The 19,490-nt window shown below is 64.5% G+C and carries 19 protein-coding genes and 1 tRNA gene; 11 read left to right on the forward strand and 9 right to left on the reverse strand.

Features of this window, described 5'->3' with window-relative positions:
* Nucleotides 1-111: 111 nt before the first annotated feature.
* Nucleotides 112-1,482, forward strand: a complete 1,371-nt coding sequence (locus RFM98_RS20555; RefSeq protein ID WP_320310576.1) for a cytochrome P450 — start codon at nt 112-114, stop codon at nt 1,480-1,482.
* Between the two features lie 7 nt (nt 1,483-1,489).
* Here RFM98_RS20555 and RFM98_RS20560 read toward each other — a convergent pair whose 3' ends face one another.
* The 6 genes from RFM98_RS20560 to RFM98_RS20585 all read right to left on the reverse strand — a co-directional run bounded on the left by RFM98_RS20560 (nt 1,490) and on the right by RFM98_RS20585 (nt 7,345).
* On the reverse strand, nt 1,490-2,473 hold the full coding sequence (locus RFM98_RS20560) for a complex I NDUFA9 subunit family protein (protein WP_320310577.1): 984 nt from the start codon (nt 2,471-2,473) through the stop codon (nt 1,490-1,492).
* Nucleotides 2,474-2,919: 446 nt separating this feature from the next.
* Nucleotides 2,920-3,921: an Ldh family oxidoreductase gene (locus RFM98_RS20565; protein ID WP_320310578.1), complete on the reverse strand. Its 1,002-nt coding sequence runs from the start codon at nt 3,919-3,921 to the stop codon at nt 2,920-2,922.
* Between the two features lie 86 nt (nt 3,922-4,007).
* Nucleotides 4,008-4,817 carry an ABC transporter permease gene (locus RFM98_RS20570; RefSeq protein ID WP_320310579.1) on the reverse strand — a complete coding sequence of 270 codons (810 nt, stop codon included), beginning with the start codon at nt 4,815-4,817 and terminating at the stop codon, nt 4,008-4,010.
* On the reverse strand, nt 4,817-5,527 hold the full coding sequence (locus tag RFM98_RS20575; RefSeq protein ID WP_320310580.1) for an ABC transporter permease: 711 nt from the start codon (nt 5,525-5,527) through the stop codon (nt 4,817-4,819). The genes RFM98_RS20570 and RFM98_RS20575 overlap by 1 nt, the downstream gene beginning before the upstream one ends.
* 149 nt (nt 5,528-5,676) lie before the next feature.
* Entirely contained in the window at nt 5,677-6,474 is a 798-nt protein-coding gene (locus tag RFM98_RS20580; protein ID WP_320310581.1) for a transporter substrate-binding domain-containing protein, read from the reverse strand.
* 55 nt (nt 6,475-6,529) lie between these two features.
* Entirely contained in the window at nt 6,530-7,345 is an 816-nt protein-coding gene (locus RFM98_RS20585; RefSeq protein WP_320310582.1) for an ABC transporter ATP-binding protein, read from the reverse strand.
* 211 nt (nt 7,346-7,556) lie between these two features.
* Between RFM98_RS20585 and RFM98_RS20590 the strand changes: the two genes are divergently transcribed.
* The 4 genes from RFM98_RS20590 to RFM98_RS20605 all read left to right on the forward strand — a co-directional run bounded on the left by RFM98_RS20590 (nt 7,557) and on the right by RFM98_RS20605 (nt 11,597).
* Nucleotides 7,557-8,429, forward strand: coding sequence for a dimethylarginine dimethylaminohydrolase family protein (locus tag RFM98_RS20590; protein ID WP_320310583.1), 873 nt, complete (start codon nt 7,557-7,559; stop codon nt 8,427-8,429).
* Entirely contained in the window at nt 8,399-9,067 is a 669-nt protein-coding gene (locus tag RFM98_RS20595) for a TetR family transcriptional regulator C-terminal domain-containing protein (protein ID WP_320310584.1), read from the forward strand. The genes RFM98_RS20590 and RFM98_RS20595 overlap by 31 nt, the downstream gene beginning before the upstream one ends.
* Entirely contained in the window at nt 9,064-10,644 is a 1,581-nt protein-coding gene (locus RFM98_RS20600) for a 5-guanidino-2-oxopentanoate decarboxylase (RefSeq protein WP_320310585.1), read from the forward strand. The genes RFM98_RS20595 and RFM98_RS20600 overlap by 4 nt, the downstream gene beginning before the upstream one ends.
* Nucleotides 10,645-10,889: 245 nt before the next feature.
* On the forward strand, nt 10,890-11,597 hold the full coding sequence (locus RFM98_RS20605; protein WP_320310586.1) for an SDR family NAD(P)-dependent oxidoreductase: 708 nt from the start codon (nt 10,890-10,892) through the stop codon (nt 11,595-11,597).
* A gap of 76 nt (nt 11,598-11,673) precedes the next feature.
* Here RFM98_RS20605 and rpsA read toward each other — a convergent pair whose 3' ends face one another.
* The 3 genes from rpsA to aroA form a co-directional block, all read right to left on the reverse strand.
* Nucleotides 11,674-13,371, reverse strand: a complete 1,698-nt coding sequence (gene rpsA / locus RFM98_RS20610; protein ID WP_320310587.1) for a 30S ribosomal protein S1 — start codon at nt 13,369-13,371, stop codon at nt 11,674-11,676.
* A 207-nt stretch (nt 13,372-13,578) separates the two neighbouring features.
* Entirely contained in the window at nt 13,579-14,229 is a 651-nt protein-coding gene (cmk, locus tag RFM98_RS20615; protein ID WP_320310602.1) for a (d)CMP kinase, read from the reverse strand.
* Between the two features lie 257 nt (nt 14,230-14,486).
* Entirely contained in the window at nt 14,487-15,845 is a 1,359-nt protein-coding gene (aroA, locus tag RFM98_RS20620; RefSeq protein WP_320310588.1) for a 3-phosphoshikimate 1-carboxyvinyltransferase, read from the reverse strand.
* Between the two features lie 195 nt (nt 15,846-16,040).
* On the opposite strand from aroA, the gene RFM98_RS20625 reads away from it, so the two are divergent.
* From RFM98_RS20625 to RFM98_RS20650, 6 genes are all read left to right on the forward strand, one after another.
* Nucleotides 16,041-16,439: a TIGR02300 family protein gene (locus RFM98_RS20625; protein WP_320310589.1), complete on the forward strand. Its 399-nt coding sequence runs from the start codon at nt 16,041-16,043 to the stop codon at nt 16,437-16,439.
* A 164-nt stretch (nt 16,440-16,603) separates the two neighbouring features.
* Nucleotides 16,604-16,679 (forward strand) — tRNA-Ala (locus RFM98_RS20630).
* Between the two features lie 197 nt (nt 16,680-16,876).
* Nucleotides 16,877-17,095, forward strand: coding sequence for a hypothetical protein (locus tag RFM98_RS20635; RefSeq protein ID WP_320310590.1), 219 nt, complete (start codon nt 16,877-16,879; stop codon nt 17,093-17,095).
* A 289-nt stretch (nt 17,096-17,384) separates the two neighbouring features.
* Nucleotides 17,385-17,570, forward strand: coding sequence for a hypothetical protein (locus RFM98_RS20640; RefSeq protein WP_320310591.1), 186 nt, complete (start codon nt 17,385-17,387; stop codon nt 17,568-17,570).
* A gap of 12 nt (nt 17,571-17,582) precedes the next feature.
* A complete protein-coding gene (locus RFM98_RS20645; protein WP_320310592.1) occupies nt 17,583-17,939 on the forward strand; it encodes a hypothetical protein in 357 nt (118 codons plus the stop codon).
* Nucleotides 17,940-18,476: 537 nt separating this feature from the next.
* Nucleotides 18,477-18,800 (forward strand): hypothetical protein, encoded by a 324-nt coding sequence (locus RFM98_RS20650; protein ID WP_320310593.1) that lies wholly within the window; start codon nt 18,477-18,479, stop codon nt 18,798-18,800.
* The last annotated feature ends 690 nt before the right edge of the window (nt 18,801-19,490 follow it).

Consider the following 19,490-nt stretch of genomic DNA (forward strand, 5'->3'; position numbering starts at 1 on the left):
CGGCGCCTCGGCCCAGCGGAACAATCCGTCGAGCATCGTCCTTGCGGACGGGTCACATGGACGTCCGCTTCATCGGGCACTACATTTGACGCTGTCAGCGGAGCACGCATCATGGACACCAAGCCCGCCCCCTTTGTGCCGCCCGCGCCGAAGCCGCGCACCACGCCGCCCTCGACGCTGGAGATGATGCGCATCGTCTACCGCAATCCCCTCGAGCTGTGGGGCGAGCACACCTACAACGAGCCCTGGATTTCGGCGAATGGCGTTGGTGGACATCTGATCGTAGCCAACGATCCCGGCCTCATCCGCCATGTGCTGATCGACAACGCCAAGAACTACAAGATGGCGACGGTCCGCCAGCTGATTCTGCGCCCGATCCTGCGCGACGGCCTGCTCACCGCCGAGGGCGAAGTCTGGAGGCGTTCGCGCAAGGCGATGGCGCCGGTGTTCACGCCGCGCCACATCTTCGGCTTCGCCGAGCCGATGCTGAAGCGCACGCTGGAATTCGTCACCCGCTACGAGGCCGGCGGCATGTCCGACATCGCACATGACATGACGCTGCTCACCTACGATATTCTCGCCGAGACGCTGTTTTCCGGCGAGATCGCCGGCGAACCCGGCAGCTTCGCCGGGGAGATCGACCGCCTGTTCGAGACCATGGGCCGTGTCGATCCGCTCGACCTGTTGCGGGCGCCCGAATGGCTGCCGCGGCTCACGCGCATCCGCGGCCGCAAGACCATGGCCTATTTCCGCAACATCGTCGCCGGCACGGTGAGGATGCGCGAAGAGCGGATGAAGCGCGATCCCGATGGCGTGCCGCAGGATTTTCTCACGCTTCTCCTGCGGGCCGAGGGGCCGGACGGGCTGACCCGCGCCGAAGTCGAGGACAACATCATCACCTTCATCGGCGCCGGCCATGAGACGACCGCGCGGGCGCTCGGCTGGACGATCTATTGCCTCGCCGAGGCGCCCTGGGAACGCGACAAGGTCGAGCAAGAGATCGACGCCGTGCTGGCGCACGAGCCCGATCCGACCAAATGGCTGGATGCCATGCCGCTCACCCGGGCCGCTTTCGAGGAGGCGCTGAGGCTCTATCCGCCGGCGCCCTCGATCAACCGCGAGCCGATCGAGCCGGAGACCTGGAACGGTCTCTATATCCCGAAATATGCCGCGGTCTTGGTGATGCCCTGGGTCGTGCATCGCCACCGCAAGCTATGGGACAGGCCGGACGCCTTCATGCCGGAGCGTTTCCATCCGGAAAATCGCGACAGGATCGACCGCTTCCAGTATCTGCCCTTCGGTGCTGGCCCGCGCGTCTGCATCGGCGCCAGCTTCGCCATGCAGGAGGCGATCATCGCGCTGGCGATCCTGTTGTCGCGCTTCCGCTTCGACGCGACGGCCGAGACCCGGCCATGGCCGGTGCAGAAGCTCACCACGCAGCCGCAGGGCGGCCTGCCGATGCAGGTCTCCCGCCGCGCCTGAGCTTTTGTTAGCGGTCGGCGATCGGCCGGCGCTGCTGGAACTGACCGGCGGCGCGGAAGCGCCACAGGTAGCTCGGCAGGATCGTGGCGATCGCCTGCGGCTGGATGCCGAGCCCGGCAAGTGTCCTGGCGGCCTTGGCGGCTTCGTCCGAAACGACGTTGTGCGCGCGCAGTTGCAGCACTTGGTCCTTGGTCAGGAGCGGATTGGGCAGCAGCTGAAGGATCGACGCCTGGATGTTCGCCACCCACCACGGCACCGGCACCAGCAGACGCCGGCGGTCGATGACCGCGAGCAGCTCCTCCATGCATTCCTTGAAGGTCAGCACCTGCGGGCCGCCGAGCTCATAGATCTCGCCGCCCTTGACCTTGCCGTCGACCGAGCGCGCGATCGCTTCGGCGACGTCGCCGACATAGACCGGCTGGAATTTCGCTTGCCCGCCGCCGATCAGCGGCAGGATGGGCGAGAGCTTCGCCATGCCGGCGAAGCGGTTGAAGAAGCTGTCCTCCGGCCCGAAATTGATCGACGGCCGGAAGATGACGGCGTCCCCGATCGTGTCGAACACGGCTTTTTCGCCGAGTGCCTTGGTGCGGGCATAGTCGGACGGCGAATTGAGATCGGCGCCGAGCGCCGAGATCTGGGTGAGGCCGGCGCCGACCGAGCGTGCGGCCTCGGCGACGGCGCGCGCGCCGAAATCGTGCACGGCGCCGAATTTCTGGCGGCCGGTCTCATGCAGGATGGCGACCAGGTTGACGACATGGTCGGCGCCCTGCACGGCGCGGTCGACCGACCAGCGCACGCGCACATTGGCCTGCACGGGCTGGATCTGGCCGACATTGCCGAGCGGCTGGACATGGCCGGCAAGGTCGGGCCGCCGGCAGGCGACCCGGATGCGGTAGCCGCGCTTGGCCAGCGCCCGCACGACGTGGCGACCGACGAAGCCCGAACCGCCGAAGACGACGACGAGCTTGGGGGTCTGCAGGATTTCGGTCATGGCTGGCTCCGCGCGCGAAAATGCTTGGCTGAAGCCGTTTCTTAATCCGTTTCTCGCCAAAGGCAAAGAGCGACCGGAGGTCGCCGCTGCTTGTTTTGCATCGTCCGGAAAGCCCTGCCGATGTGGGCGCGTCGACCGAGTGGCGACTGCCGCCGCGGATTACGAAGAAGGCCGGGATTGCCGCCCGGAAATGCGATCGAAAACGCAGAAAACCCCACCGAAGCGGGGTTTTCCGGGCAGTGTCCACGCCGAAACAGGGTCCAACGAGGCGGCCTGACCTGAGACGGTATCAAGGTGGCGTGAAGCAAGCACGCCCGCCTCCGCCCTGAACGCCCGGCGCGGCGCCGCCAACCGCGAGCCGAACGAAGCCAACCAGGCGGCTCGCGGCGTGGGGTGCCGCAGATGGGTCGTGTCAGGGCCGGAAAAGGTTCGATCGCGCGCGAAAATCAGGCCGAATAACGCTCGGCGAATTCCGAAATGCGCTGCACCACCGCCTTGGACGTGGCGATCCCGCGCGCCTTTGCCTTCTCCGCGCTCTCGGCGCGGGAGCGGCCGGGAATATGCACGCCATAGCGCCGCCGCAGCCGGTCGAGCTGGTCCTTCATGCGCTGCTCGAATTCCGGATCGAGCAGCTTGGGTTCGATGGCGAGAACGAAGAGGCCGGTGCCGGGGCTGTCCGGCCCGCCCGAGAACCAGGGCGCGTCGAGCGACCAGTTTGCGCCGGAAATGCCCGCCGCCAGCACCTCGACCATAAGCGCGATGTTGGCGCCGCGCTGACCACCAAAGGCGAGCATCGCGCCCTTCATCGCCGCCGCCGGATCGGTGGTCGTGTTGCCGCTGGCATCCAGCGCCCAGCCTTCGGGGATTTTCTTGCCGTCCTCGGCCGCCTTGCGGATGTTGACGAAGGCCGTGGCGCTCGACGACTGGTCGATGACCAGCGGCGGCCCGTCGGCGGCGGGCGCCGCGAACGACATTGGATTGGTGCAATAGACCGGCTTGATCGAGCCTGAGCCGGCAAGCACCGCCGGTCCGTTGGTGGCGGCGAAGGAGACCAGTCCCTGTTCCGCCAGCCGCCCGGTGAAATAGCCGAGCGCGCCGCAGGTATAGGCGTTCTTCTGCGAGAAGATGGCGACGCCGAACAGCTTCGCCGCCTTGACCAGGTCGTCGATCGTGCGGTCGAAGCCGGTATGGGCGAGCCCGCCGCGCGCGTCGGAGAGATAGACGGCGAGCGCCGGCCGGGTGATCAAAGGCTCGGCGTTGCCGTCGATGCGGCCAGCTTCGAGCGCTTCCAGATAGTCGATGAAATGCGATAGCCCCACCGTCGACAATCCTTCGGCCTCCGCTGCGATGATGGAGGCGACAAGCGATTGTGCCGCCTCCTCATTGGCGCCGGCGCCGAGCGCCGCCATCCGGCACAGCCCTGTTGCCTGGTCGAGAGTGAGTTGCATCAGCGGTGCCCTGCAGCGAGTAGCGAATAGGGAATAGCGAGTAGGGGAGATAAACGAACTACTCGCTATTCGCTACTCTCTATTCGCTATCCGATCTTCACCGGGATCCGAGCCTCTATCCGACTGAAGACGAAGACCAGGATGCCGGTGATCGTCATATAGATCAGCGCCAGCAACAGCAAAGGCTCGTAGGTCAGATAGGTGTCCTGGCGCACCTTGGAGGAGACGGCGAAGATGTCGATGACGCTGATCGTCGCCACCAGCGGCGTCGATTTCAGCTGCAGCACGGTCTCGCCGGTCAGCGTCGGCAGCGCTCGGTAGAAGGCCTGCGGCAGCCAGATGCGCCGGAAGATCTTCCAGCGGCTCATGCCGAAGGCCCGCGCCGCCTCGAGCTGGCCTCTGGGCACACCGGCAAAGGCGCCGCGCATCACTTCGCCCTCATAACCGGCGAAGGAGAAGGTCAGCGCCACCACACCGTACGGCCAGGCCTGCCTGAGATACGGCCAAAGCCACGATTCGCGGATCCACGGATATTGCGGGAAGATCGAGCCGAGGCCGTAATAGAGCAGCCACAGCTGCAACAGCAGCGGCGTTCCACGGATGATGGTGCAGAAGACCTTCGCCGGTGCCGAGAACCAGATCGGTCCGCCGGCCTGGGCGAGCCCGAGCGGCACGGCAAGCGCAAAGCCCAGCGCGCAGGTGACGGCGAGGATCCAGAGCGACCGCCAGAGGCCTATCAGGCCCATTTCCCAATATTGCGGCAGCCAGTCCCAGCGCATGAAGAAGGCCGCGCAGAGCACCAGCGCCAAGGCTATCAGGATCAGCACGATGCGGTGCGGCTTGAGCCAGATCGAGGCGCGCGCCGCCATGTTGATCGCGGTGGCTTCGGCCGACATCAGCGCGCCTCCTTGACGGAGGGCATGCCGCGCCGAGACCAGGTCTCGACGCGGCCGATGATCAGGTTGGAGAAGAGCGACAAGGCAAGATAAAGCGCGCCGGCGGCGAGGTAGAAGAGCAGGTAGGCTTTGGTGACGCCCGCCGCTTGGCGCGTCGCCAGCGTCAGTTCGAAGAAGCCGACGACGGCGAGCAACGCGGTGTCCTTGGTGGCGATGAGCCACAGATTCGCCAGGCCGGGGATGGCGAAGGGCAGCATCGCCGGCACCGTGACGCGCCGCAGCATCAGGCCTGGCGACATGCCGTAGGCGCGGGCGGCCTCGATCTGGCCTTGCGGGATGGCGAGGATGGCGCCGCGGATGACTTCCGTCGAATAGGCGCCCTGGACGAAGCCCAGCACGAAAATGCCGGCCGCGAGCCCGCTGATGTCGACACGGCTGTAGCCCATTGCCGTCAGCACCTGGTTGATGAGGTCGGTGCCGGCGTAATAGAGCAGCAGGATCAGCACCAGTTCCGGCACGGCGCGCACGACGGTCGTATAGACCGCGAGCAGATCGCGCGTCACCGGGCCACCGTAAAGCTTGCCGAAGGCGCCGGCGGTGCCGATCATGAGGCCGAGGCAGGTGGCGCCTACGGCGATCTCGACCGAATGCAGCAGGCCGACCAGCAGCGTGCCGCCCCAGCCTGGCGCCACGGGCGACAGGAGTTCCATGATGCCGGCCGCGGAGGCCGGAAGAAAGGCGTCGATCAGCTTCGCCCCCGGATTGCTGGCAAGCCGCTGACGGCCAGGTCAGCGGCGGGCATGCGTGGCAAGGTCGGGCATGGCGCGGGCGCCATGCCCTTACTCATTTGCGAGAGGGTTCAGTTCGATTGCGCCGGCCCGCCATAGATGTCGAAATCGAAGTATTTCTTCGTGATCTCGTCATATTTGCCATTGGCGCGAATGGCCTTGATGCCGGCGTTGATCTTTTCCTTCAGTGCGGTGTCTTCCTTGCGCACGCCGGCGCCGATGCCTGGCCCCAGCACCGAGTCATCCGGCGCCACCATGCCCTTCATATCGCAGCAGGCCTTGCCCTGGTCGCTCTTCAGGTACTCCGCCATGGCGATCGAATCCGCCTGAACCGCGTCGAGACGGCCTGCCGCGAGATCCTGGTTGGCCTCGTCCTGGGTCTGGTATTCCTTGATCTCCTGCGCCCCGGTGAAGTGCTTCTTGGCGTAGGCGGCGTGCGTGGTGGACACCTGGACGCCGATGACCTTGCCCTTGAGATCGTCCGGAGCGGAGCCGAATTTCTGGTCCTTCGGGCCGATGATCGCCGGCAGCGTGTTGTAGTACTTGTCCGAGAAGTCGATGGTCTTCTTGCGTTCCTCGGTTATCGTCATCGAGGCGACGATCAGGTCGATCTTCTTGGTGGTCAGCGCCGGGATGATGCCGTCCCAGGCGACTGGGGTGATCACGCAGTCGAGCTTCTCCTCGGCGCAGACCGCATCGATGAACTCGATCTCCCAGCCTACCCACTTGCCCGAGGCATCGGGCGAGGTGAAGGGCGGATAAGGCTCGGCGGCGACGCCGATCTTGACCTGGTCGGCCTTTGCCACGCCGCCCATAGCTGCGACGCCGAGAAGCAGCGCCGCCGCGAATGTCTTGAGAACAGTCTTCATGTCAGGACTCCCAGTTTGTTGTTGTTCCCGGTTTTCGCACCGCTTGACGCCGATCCTAGCCGACATTGCGGAGGAATTGCTTGAGCCTTTCGGATTTGGGCGCGCCGAACAACTGTTCCGGCGGACCTTCTTCCTCGACCAGCCCGTTGTAGAGGTAGACGACATGCGTCGCGACCTCGCGAGCGAACTTCATTTCATGCGTCACCAGCACCATGGTGCGCCCCTCGCGCGCCAGGTCGCCGATCACTTTCAGCACCTCGCCGACCAGTTCGGGATCGAGCGCGGAAGTCGGCTCGTCGAACAGCATGACGCGCGGATTGATCGCCAGCGCCCGGGCGATCGCGGCGCGCTGCTGCTGCCCGCCGGACAGGAAAGCCGGATAGACGTCGCGCTTCTCCGCCAGCCCGACCCGGGCCAGCAGTTTCTCAGCCTGGACGATCGCCTCGTCGCGCTTGACGCCGAGCACATGCACCGGAACCTCGATGACGTTCTCGATCAGCGTCATGTGGCTCCACAGGTTGAAATTCTGGAACACCATGCCGAGCCGGGAGCGGATGCGCTCGATCTGCCTGCGGTCAGCCGGAACGGTATGGCCGTGGCTGTCGGCCTTGAGCTTGATCTCCTCGCCATTGACGCGGATGATGCCGCTGGTCGGATTTTCAAGGCAGTTGATGCAGCGCAGCAGCGTCGATTTGCCGGAACCGGAGCCGCCGATGATGGCGACCACCTCGCCGTCGCGCGCCGACAGCGAAACGCCTTTCAACACGTGCAGCTGGCCAAATTTCTTGTGCAGGTTTTCGACATGGATGGCTTCGGCGGCGCCGCTTTGCGCCTCGCCGGATGGGGCTGCGGCAGCTCCCACAGCGCTCACCGGGTGACCTCTATAGGGGCGACGGCAGTTCGTCGAACGTCCATCCGGCTAATCAACATACGCTGTATTGTCCCACTCCTGACTTCAGCATGGACCCGACAGCGTGAGCCCGTCAATCCCGCTCATTACGGCACTTGCGGCCTTGTTGTGCAAGTGTATAAATAGCCTTTCATGAAATTTTCACGATTTTTTTCATCTTAAAAGGGTATCGATGAGCGCTTTCGGATCACAATCCATGGCGGCGCCGCTGCGGCGGGTGCTGATGCGGTCGGCGGCCAACGCCATGCGCGACGCCGACAGGGCTGCCTGGCACTATGGCCCGGGATTCAATCCGGCGAAAGCAGCTTCGCAGCACGCGGTCCTTGCCGAACTGGTGGCGGCTTCCGGCGCCCAAATCGAATGGATCGAGGACAAGGCCGACGCACTTTCGGATTCGGTGTTCACGCACGACCCATCGCTGATGACCGACCGCGGCGCGCTGATCCTGTCCATGGGCAAGCCGTTGCGTGCCAGGGAGCCCTCGCTGCATGAGGAGACCTACAAAAGGCTGGGCATTCCGATCCTCGGCCGCGTCGAGGCTCCCGGTCAGGTCGAAGGCGGTGATTGTGTATGGGTGGATGCCCGCACGCTGGCCATCGGGCGCGGTGTCCGCTCCAACCAGGAAGGCATCCAGCAGCTTTCCAACCTGCTGACGCCGCTGGGCATTTCCGTCTACGGCTTCGATCTGCCGCTGTGGCATGGCGAAGAGGCGTGCCTGCATCTGATGTCGGTGATCAGCCCGCTGGCCGACGACCTCGCACTGGTCTATTCACCGCTTTTGCCGGCCCCATTCTATCAGATGCTGAAGGCGCGAGGCATCCGGCTGGTCGAAGGCGACGCCGAAGAGTTCGCCGCTTCCAATGGTCTCAGCCTGAACGTGCTGCCGACCAGCCCGCTCAAGGTCATTGCCGTTGCCGGCTTTCCCAGGACCAAAGCCGCGATGGAAGCCGCCGGCTGCACCGTTGAGATATTCGAGGCGGATGCGCTGTGCATCGCCTGCGAGGGCGGGCCGACATGCCTGACGCGGCCGATCCTGCGCCAATGAATGCGCGCCGCAAGTTCCGCCGCGAGGGCGAGGAGCGGCGGCGGCAGGATCTGATCGATGCGACACTGGACTGCGTGGCGGAATATGGCCTGCAAGGCGCTAGCCTGCGCACCATCGCGTTGCGTGCCGGCGTCACCGCGGGGCTGATCCGGCACTATTTCCCCGGCAAGGAAGAATTGCTCCAGGAAGCCTATACGGCGCTGGTCGGCCGCATGACCGAGCAGGCGAAAGCGGCATTGGTCATGGAGGATGCCTCGCCGCGCCAGCGGCTTGCCGCTTTCGTCACCGCCAACCTCAACGCGCCCATCATCGACCAGCGGGTGTTTTCGCTCTGGGCAACCTTCCTCGGCCGCGCCAGCGCGGATCCGACGCTCGCCCGTGCCCACCGCGAAGGCTACCTTGGCTTTCGCAACGAGGTGGAAGCGGTTGTGGCCGAAGTGCTCGCCGCCGAACAGCGCAAGACGGACGAAAGCGAGCTGCGCCACCATGCCATCGCGATCAATGCGATCATCGACGGGCTCTGGATCGAAGGCTGCCTGGCCGGCGAGATGTTCTCGTCCGGCGAATTGGCCGCGATCGGCATCAAGGCTGTGGAGGCCGAGCTCGGCCTCGCACAGGAAAGGGGAGAAGACCAATGACCACCATAGGCGAAGCGCTGATCACCCTGCTCGAGGCGCATGGCGTCGACACCGTCTTCGGCATTCCGGGGGTGCATACGGTGGAGCTCTATCGCGGCCTGGCGCGCTCGAAGATCCGTCATGTCACGCCGCGCCACGAACAGGGCGCCGGCTTCATGGCCGACGGTTATGCTCGGGCCGGCGGCCGGCCGGGCGTCGCCTTCGTCATCACCGGGCCGGGCCTCACCAACACCATCACCGCCATGGGCCAGGCGCGCGCCGATTCGGTGCCGATGCTGGTCATCTCCGGCGTCAACGCCACCGATACGCTTGGCAAGGGGCTGGGCTTCCTGCATGAACTGCCCGACCAGCGCGGCATGATGGAAAAGGTTGCGCTATTTTCCGAGCGTGTCACCGAGGCCGGTGAACTGCCGGGCGCGCTCGCCCGCGCCTTCGCGCTGTTTTCGTCGGCGCGGCCGGGGCCGGTCCATATCGAGATCCCCACCGATGTCATGGTGAAACCCGCCGACGGCATCGCGGCAGCGCTGAGCAATGCCGCGCCGCCCGTCCCGGATGCGGCCGCGATCGCCGAGGCGGCGCGACTTTGCCAGGCCGCCCGCCGCCCGCTGATCCTTTCGGGCGGCGGCGCCAAGAAGGCCGACGCGGCATTGCGGCGTCTGGCCGAGACGCTTGGCGCGCCCGTGGTCGAGACCGCCAATGCGCGCGGCCTCATGCATGGCCATCCTCTTTGCGTGCCGGCGAGCCCCAGCCTCGAGGCCGTGCGCGCGCTGATGGCCGACGCCGATCTGGTGATTGCCGCCGGCACCGAATTCGGCCCGACCGACTATGACGGCTATGGCGATGGCGGCTTCGTGCTGCCGAAGAACCTGATCCGTATCGATATCGGCGCCGACCAGATCGCGCGCCGGCCGGTGACGGTCGGCATCCAGGCGGATTGCGCCGAAGGGATCGAGGCTTTGCTTGCTGCGATCGGGGCCGGTCATGTTGCGGCAAGGGATGGGGAGGCCCGCGCTGCCGCGGCGCGCGCCGCCGCGCGGACCGAACTGAAGCCCGACTATCTGGCGCAGGTGCGCGCCGTCGAAGCGATCCGCGATGCGCTGCCGGGCGCCATCATCGTCGGCGACTCGACGCAGCCGATCTACGCCGCCAACCTCTATTACGACCACGATCGTCCCGGCGGCTGGTTCAACGCCGCGACCGGCTTCGGGGCGCTCGGCTACGGTCCGCCGGCGGCGATCGGCGCCGCACTTGCCGTGCCGGAGGCGCCGGTGGTGTGCCTTACCGGCGATGGCGGCTTCCAGTTCACCTTGCCGGAAATCGGCGCCGCGCTCGACGCCGAAGCGCCGGTGATCTTCGTCGTGTGGAATAATCGCGGCTATCGCGAGATCGAGACGTCGATGCTCGATGTCGGCGTCGAGCCGGTCGGCGTGTCGCCGGCGCCGCCGGATTTCTGCAAGCTTGCCGAGGCCTATGGCATCGAGGCCGAGCGGCTGGCCGGGGTCGGCGGCCTTGCCGTGGCGCTGAAGCGCGCGCGGGCGGCCGGGAAGCCGCGCGTCATCGAAATCACCGTCGACTGAAAGAGGTCGCGGCGGGTGCGACTGTTGGGTTGGTCCCAGGCTGGCGCCCGGCAAATCTCACCATCAGATCGATTCCAGATGGCGGCTGGCTTGATGTCGCCCGCGACAGCCCGACGCATGCAAAGACGCTGCGCCTGCCATGTCGATATTTCAATTGAGTGACAACGCGAAAGGCGCCACGTTCCAATCTGGGGCGGCGTAACCAAAAGAAATAATGATAAAAAAATGACAGGAGCGGTCTAAGTATGACGGAAACGCTTAACGGCAGGCATGTCGTGGTGACGGGCGGCACGGGGGCGCTCGGCGGCGCGGTTGTCGGCAGATTGCTGGAGCAAGGCGCGATCTGCCACGTGCCCAATGCCCACGCGGCGGCCCCGCCGCATTTTCCTTACGCAGCCCACGCCAGCGTGCATCTGGCGCATAATGTCGACCTGTCGGATTCGGCCAAAGTCGAAGCCTTCTACCATCAGGTCCCCGAGCTCTGGGCCTCGATCCACCTTGCCGGCGGCTTCACCATGGCGCCGGTCGAAAAGATCGAGTCGGCTTCCTTCGCCGAAATGATGGACACCAACGCCCGCACGGCCTTCCTGTGCAGCCGTGCCGCGGTGCGCTCGATGCTGGCGTCCGGCACCGCGGGGCGCATCGTCAACGTCACCGCGCGCGCCGGGCTCGACCCCAGGCGCGGCTCCGGCATGGTCGCCTATGCCGCAAGCAAGGCGGCGGTCGCGGCGATGACGGTGGCCATGGCCGAGGAGTTGAAAGGCAAGGGCATACTGGTCAACGCCGTGGCGCCCTCGACCCTCGACACGCCCGCCAACCGCGCCGACATGCCCGACGCCGATTTCGGCAAATGGGTCAGCCTCGAAGCCGCGGCGGAAGCGATCGCCTACCTCGCCTCGCCTACCAACCAGGTCATGAGCGGCACGCTGGTGCCGCTCTATGGCCGGGCCTGACGCAGAAAGCTCACGAACAAAGAAAAACCCCGCCGGATCGCTCCGGCGGGGTTTTTTGTTCGGTAGCCGGAAGGACTTAGCTTCCCTGCTTCTTGAGCGCCGCGCCCAGAATATCGCCCAGCGAGGCGCCGGAGTCGGTCGAGCCGTACTGGGCGACCGCTTCCTTCTCCTCGGCGATTTCCAGCGCCTTGATCGAGACCTGCAGCTTGCGGGTCTTCTTGTCGAAGGCGATGACGCGGGCATCGACCTTCTGGCCGACGGTGAAGCGCTCGGGGCGCTGCTCGTCGCGGTCGCGCGAAAGATCCGAACGCTTGATGAAGGTCTCGATGCCGCTGTCGACCAGCCGCACGTCCAGGCCGCCATCCTTCACGCCGATGACCTCGCAGGTGACGACGGCGTTCTTGCGCAGTTCGCCCGAAGTCGCCGCTTCGCCGACCGCGTCACGGGCCAGCTGCTTGATGCCGAGCGAGATGCGCTCCTTGTCGATGTCGACGTCGAGCACCTGCGCCTTGACCATGTCGCCGCGATTGTACTCTTCGATGACCTGCTCGCCCGGACGGGTCCAGTCGAGGTCGGACAGATGCACCATGCCGTCCACGTCGCCTTCCAGGCCGATGAACAGGCCGAACTCGGTCTTGTTCTTGACCTCGCCCTCGACCTGGCTGCCGACCGGATGGCTCGAGGCGAAAGCCTGCCACGGATTCTCGAGCGTCTGCTTGAGGCCGAGCGAGATGCGGCGCTTGGCCGGATCGACCTCGAGCACCACCACGTCGACTTCCTGCGTCGTCGACAGGATCTTGCCGGGGTGCACGTTCTTCTTCGTCCACGACATTTCCGAAACGTGGATGAGGCCCTCGATACCCGGCTCCAGCTCGACGAACGCGCCGTAGTCGGTGATGTTGGTGACGGTGCCCTTGATCTTCTTGCCGATCGGGAACTTGGTGCCGATATCCGACCACGGATCCGACTCGAGCTGCTTCATGCCGAGCGAGATGCGGTGGGTTTCCTGGTTGATGCGGATGATCTGCACCTTGACCGTCTGGCCGATGTTGAGGATCTCGGTCGGATGGTTGACGCGGCGCCATGCCATGTCGGTGACGTGCAGCAGGCCGTCGATGCCGCCGAGGTCGACGAACGCACCGTAGTCGGTGATGTTCTTGACCACGCCTTCGACCACCTGGCCTTCCTCGAGGTTCTGCACGATTTCCGAACGCTGTTCGGCGCGGCTCTCCTCGAGCACGGTGCGGCGCGACACCACGATGTTGCCGCGACGGCGATCCATCTTGAGGATCTCGAAGGGCTGCGGGTTGTGCATCAGCGGGGTGACGTCGCGGATCGGACGGATATCGACCTGGCTGCGCGGCAGGAACGCCACGGCGCCGTCGAGGTCGACGGTGAAGCCGCCCTTGACCTGATTGAAGATGACGCCTTCGACGCGCTCACCCTTGGTGAACTTCTCTTCGAGACGGACCCAGCTCTCCTCGCGGCGAGCCTTCTCGCGCGACAGCATGGCTTCGCCAAGCGCGTTCTCGATGCGCTCGACATAGACTTCGACGGTGTCGCCGACCTTGAGAACGGATTCCTTGCCCTTGGCGCCGAATTCCTTCAGCGGCACGCGGCCTTCGACCTTGAGGCCGACATCGATGATGGCCATGTCCTTTTCGATCGCGGTGATCGTGCCCCGGACAACCTGGCCCTCGCCGGAATGGCCGGCGGTGAATGATTCTTCGAGCATGCTCGCGAAATCGTCGCGAGACGGATTAGCTACTGACATTGTTTCTCCTGGAATACCCCGCATCTTGAGCGGGGCGGGCGCCGTGGGTTAGCGTTGCGTTGAGCCTGCCGGCGTTCCGGGCTGAAAGCCCTTGGCCGCTGTTCAGGCGGCAAGTCCGGCGCATAAAGAATGCTGGCAGGCTGGTTCGTGCCCGATATGGGTATTTTTCCCGCTTTCGGCAATTGCAAGCGTGAGAGAAAACCCGGATCAGGCCTTGTTTCTCTTGGCAAGGACGTCGTCAACGATCGCCATCGCCGCCAGAAACGCCGCCTCTATAGCCATTTCGCTGGTATCAAGCAAGTGCGCGTCCGCCGCTGGCTTGAGCGGCGAGTCCGCGCGGCCCATGTCGCGTTCGTCGCGGCGCTCGATATCGGCGAGGATGGTGGCGAAGTCGGCGCTGCCGCCCATGCTCTCGATCTCGGCCAGCCGGCGCAGCGCCCGAACCTCGGCGCTCGCCGTGACATAGAGTTTGATGTCGGCGTCGGGGCACACCACGGTGCCGATGTCGCGGCCGTCGAGCACGGCACCCGGCGGCGCCTTGGCGAAGGCGCGCTGCTTCTCGACCAGGATGCGCCGCACCGTGGGGATGACCGCGACCTTGGAGGCCGCTTCGCCCACCGCATGCGCCGACAGCACCGCGCGGTCGAGGTTCGACAGGTTGACCTGCCGCGCCGCCGTTTCGGCCGCCGAGACATTCTCGAGCGGCAGGCCGAGCTCGAGCAGCTTGTGGGCGACGGCGCGATAGGTCAGGCCGGTGTCGAGCAGGTTGAGCCGGTAGTGGTCGGCGAGCCGGCGTGCGAGGGTGCCCTTGCCGGCGCCCGCCGGCCCGTCGATGGCGATGGTGAAGGTGTGGGTCATTGGCGAGCCGATGCGATCGGGGGGCACGATGAATAGAACAAGCGCCGCGTTCCTTCGCACCCCCCTCTGTCCTGCCGGACATCTCCCCCGCAAGGGGGGAGATTGGCGGCGGCTGCGCCCCGCTCAATCCTGCGACGTTGGCGATTAGCGAAAGCCCGCGTGCCAGCTGATCTCCCCCCTTGCGGGGGAGATGTCCGGCAGGACAGAGGGGGGTGCTGTCCCGCCAACAGCTCAGGTCGGCTCAAGCTCATTGCCCGTCACTCGATCTCCGCGCCCAGCCCCTTCATCAAGCCCATGAACTCCGGAAAGCTCGTCGCGATCATGTTGGCGTCGTCGATGGTCACCGGCTTTTCCGTCGCCAGCCCCATGACAAGGAAACTCATGGCGATGCGATGGTCGAGATGCGTCTTCACCGCCGTATCCTGGCCGTTGGGGTGAGCGCCAAGCCCCTTGCCGCCCGGCTTGCCGCGCACGGCAAGCGAAGCCTCGCCCTCGGTGCAGTCGACGCCGTTGAGCTTCAGCCCGGTGGCCACCGCGGCCAGGCGGTCGGATTCCTTGACGCGCAATTCCTCCAGCCCCTGCATTAGCGTCTCGCCCTCGGCGAAGCTCGCCGCCACGGCCAGCACCGGATATTCGTCGATCATCGACGGCGCGCGCTCCGGCGGCACCACGACGCCCTTCAGATCGGAGGAGCGCACCCGCAGATCCGCCACATCCTCGCCGCCGGCATTGCGCGGATTGAGGATATCGATGCGGCCGCCCATCTCCTGCAGCGTCAAAAGAAGGCCGGTGCGGGTCGGGTTCATCAGCACGTTCTCGATTGTAATGTCCGAGCCCGGAACGATGAGCGCCGCCACCAGCGGAAAGCCGGCGGAGGACGGGTCGCCGGGCACGGCGATTGTCTGCCCCGTCAGCTTGCCCTGGCCCTCGATGAAGATGTGGCGCACGCCGCGTTCGTCGGTCTCGACGGTCAAATTGGCGCCGAAGCCCTTCAGCATCTTCTCGGTATGGTCGCGCGTCATCACCGGCTCGATCACCGTGGTGATGCCCGGCGTGTTGAGGCCGGCAAGCAGCACCGCCGACTTCACCTGGGCGGACGCCATCGGCACGCGATAGGTGATCGGCCCGGCATGCTTCGGGCCGCGCAGCGTGATCGGCATGCGGTCGCCGGGTGCGGCCTTCAGCACCTGCACGCCCATCTGGCGCAGCGGGTCGAGCACGCGGCCCATCGGCCGGCCGGACAGCGAGGCATCGCCGATGAAGGTCGTCTCCATGTCATAGGTGCCGACAAGGCCCATGGTCAGCCGCGAGCCGGTGCCGGCATTGCCGAAGTCAAGCGGACCTTCGGGCTCAAGCAGCGCGCCGTTGCCGGTGCCGCGGATCACCCATTCGGCGCCGTTCTTTTCGATATGCGCACCCATTGCTTTCATGGCCGCGCCTGTGCGCATCACGTCCTCGCCTTCTAGCAGGCCGGTGATGCGGGTTTCGCCGGAGGCAAGGCCGCCGAACATGAAGGAACGGTGCGAGATCGATTTGTCGCCAGGCACGCGCGCGGTGCCGGAAAGGGCAGGGGATTTGCGGGCCGTGGCTGGCTTAGCGGCGGCGGAGTGAGACATCCTTGTCTTCCAAATGAAATGCCGGCTGCCCGGCTCTGTTCTTGATGTTGCGGCGGTCTCGTATCACGGCGCGCTGCAATGGTCATCCCCTTGGCGCGGCCGTTCGAACGCGGGGTTTTACGACGCCGGCTTTTGGCTTTGACAGCGCTTAAAACTGCGGTTAAGGGGACCACTCTTTTATTGACGAGGCCTGCTGTGGCGAAAACTGAACTTGGCACCAAGCGTATCGACCCCGAAACGGGTCGGAAATTCTACGATCTCAACAAGGACCCGATTGTCTCGCCCTATACGGGCAAGAGCTATCCGCGCTCCTATTTCGACGAAGGCAAGATTTCCGCCATCGAGGAAGAAGAGGAGGTCGCTGACAAGGAAGTGGACGGCGACGAGGAAGAAGGCGCCGAAGTCGTTTCGCTCGAGGAAGCCGATGACGAGGCCAAGGGCGGCGGCGACGATCTTCCCGATCTCGGCGACGATGAGGATGAAGACGTCGATCTCGGCGACGACGAGGACGATACCTTCCTTGCCGACGAAGAAGAAGAGGATGACGACGTCTCCGACATGATCGGCGTCGGCGACGACGAGGACGAGGTCTGATTTGATCGTTTGCCGGCCATTTTGGCCTGTGACGAAAAAGCGGCTTTTGAAGGCTTGATCTTGTCCGAAGGCGGCGCTAGAAGCCGCCAGCACTAAAAACGGCGCGGCTCTCAAACCGCGCCGGATCTCTTCGCCGGAAACGGCGCCGGCTGACTGCCGGGAGTGGGGCCATAGCTCAGTTGGGAGAGCGCTTGAATGGCATTCAAGAGGTCGTCGGTTCGATTCCGATTGGCTCCACCAAAGTTTCTCTAGCTTTATCAGCTAGTTATCTCGCAAGGCCCAATGCGGCCTGACCCCGTAGTGGGGCGCGGGCACCCCCAGGGCACTCCCAAGCGCATTTTCGAGCCACAGCTGATGCGTGGCGCACGCGTAAATAACCTTGCGTTTGCCGATTGCTCGCCCAATAGTCGCCGCAGGGACGTGCGTTGAAAGTGACCATGGCAGGCGAGTACCTGAACCACCAGTTGGAGTGTCCCTATTGCGGCACCATACGTCTTAGGATTCCAAAAGACGCCCAGCCTTTAACGCCGATCAGATGCACCGATTGCGGCCAGTATCTTGGCACATGGGACGAAATCCAGACCGACTTCGAGCGCCAAGGGGGCACCGATGGGATATTTCGTCTCGAAAAGGGTCGTATTGAGAAGCTCGACTGAAATTTCAAACTGACCCACTACCCGCCATCCATAGGAGGGCCGCTTCGCATGTTTGAGAATTGGTCACCTTTTTCTGAAGCGCGACTATCAGCCGTTCGACAGCCTTAGCGCGCTTCCGATATCTTGGCGCCTTCAAGGCCGGGGAACCCGCCAACGCCCAAATGTAAGCTGCCAGCGTTGGTCCGGCGGTGGGGTGGGACTTCTCAGTTTGGAATATGCGCTTCCGCCTGGGCGTTATCGCCTATGCTTCCGAACTCCTATAAGCTTGGCGGAAAGCATGGGAGCCCCAATGGTCTACACTGTTATCTGGTATGGGCGAAAAGGCATCATCGACAAGGTGACCTTCGACGTCGAAAAGACGGCCAAGGACCATGCTATCGCTATGTTCCAGACCCGGAAGGGTGACGATGGGGTCGTGTCCGTTGAAGTCCGTAAGGACAACGGTGCCGTCGTCTTCAGCCATGCGGAGAACTAAGCCTCCCGAGCCGTGAGCGAGGTGAGCAGTGCGATTGTCTCGTCATGGTCGAAGGTCCAGCCAAGCCTTGTCGCCCGCCAGACAGCCATGGGAGCGCGCCGTATCCTAGAAGTGCTGGCGAACGCTGATCTGGCGCCCATCACTGGCCACCACATCCGCGCCGCGGAATACCTGATGACGAACAAGGACTATTGCCAGAAGTTCGAGCCGCAGGATCTAACCACACCCATCAGCGACATGTTTCTAACGGCCGAAGACGATGCAAAAGTGATGAGCCACGCTCATCGCTGGCCATTTTGGAAGGCGCTGGCTGTTGTGTGGTTCCGTAAGACGAAGAAGCGTCGGCTTCACCTGCGGGTTGCTGCCTGAGTTCCGAACGGCAGCCTGCCTCTCTACACCAGAGAGGCAGGCTTGTTGTTGGCGCGCGCGAAGGTTGGCGTTGCCAGTGGGCGAACAACCTCGCGGCGATGACCAGGCGCTGGAAGCCGCTGGCGTGGTGTTCATCTCCGAGAACGGCGGCGGCGCCGGTGTGAGGCTCAGGAAGGCGTAGGCTTGGGCTCAGGAGGCGGCGCGTTCTGGTCTGGGCAATCAACGGTCGACAATTGTCCACACGCAGAGGGCAGATTGCCAACGCCGCCATAGCGCTCCACGAGTTTTGCGAATCCGTAGGCGAAGGCGAAAAGAAGCGCCAGGACAACCACTATTCGGACGACCATAAGGGATTGTAGCAGAATCCCCATTGCCGTCTGCTGCCCCCGCCAGCGCGCGTTCTTGCAAGCCGCTAAAATCGTCAAGCACTCCCCCGTCGGGAGCCGATCGGGGTGGCCGAAAGCGTCAGGGAGTACCTCGCCGGCGACGAGGCCGAGCCACGAGGCTGATCCGCTCGCTGATTCGGCTCGCATGGGCATGGCTGCTGTTGCAGGTCCAAAAGGCCAAGGGCCGCTGATCGCCAAACCCCTTCGGGGAGCCGGCGTGGTCCAGTTTGAAATTCAACCAGCATCAGAAGCGGTCATTCAGCCAAGCCCCGTAATGTGCTATGATTCCCCCATGGGAAAGAAGGCACAGCGCAAGGCCAAGCATGCGGTTGATATTCCATTAGACGGCGAGCTTGAAGCGGAAGCCGCCTACTACGCCCGCAAGGTTGGCATCACCATAGACGAAGCCGCTAAGCTCATCCGCGAAGCCAATCCGCCGAAGTTCTCGATAGTGCCGAAGGGCAAGAGCAAATAGAGGAGCGCCGGTTGCCAATCGGCCAGCTACGGGGACCGGCAAGCCGGCGCTCGACGGCGCAGGTGTGGCCACGCCAGCCATGAAACTAGCGCGATCTTGTTAGCCGGCTAGAGCGTGTAAATTCTGGTCCCGCCCTCCATCTCCGCAATCTGCCTCGCCATGCTCACCAGCGATATCTGGCGCTACCGGCGGGGCGACCTGATCGGGATGACGGCGAGCCTGGTGATGTCGCTCCTTGGCTCTCACGTGCTTACGCACTGGCGATGAAGCTTCTGCTGCCGGCGACATCCTAAAAGCTGTTCCCAGCTTCGTCCGTATGGATGATGCCGGCCATTTCAGTACGAGCATATACTTTGTCGCCAGCCGGTATGGTGTCTCGCCCCCGAGCCCCCGTCGCCGGTTAGGCCCGGCGTTTGCAGGCCCTACCCCGGTCAGCTTGCCGGGCCGCCCCTTCGCTGTTCCGGCGTCAACGCGTGGTTCGTGAACTGCAGGTTTCGGTCGTCGCGGCGGCGGCCAGGCATTCGTGACAATAGATGATTTTCAGGAGATCCCCTCGCTGGAATGGGTCGCCGCACCGGAGAGGATTATATTCCTTAGATGCTTTCAGATGGCAAGGGCTCAATGAAAGAGCCCGCTCTTCTGACGTTTGGGCGGGCTCTTTGTCGGGACCTCCTAAGGAAAGCCGGCGTC

It is taken from the genome of Mesorhizobium australafricanum (genome assembly GCF_033977265.1).
GTDB classification, from domain to species: Bacteria; Pseudomonadota; Alphaproteobacteria; order Rhizobiales; family Rhizobiaceae; genus Mesorhizobium; species Mesorhizobium australafricanum.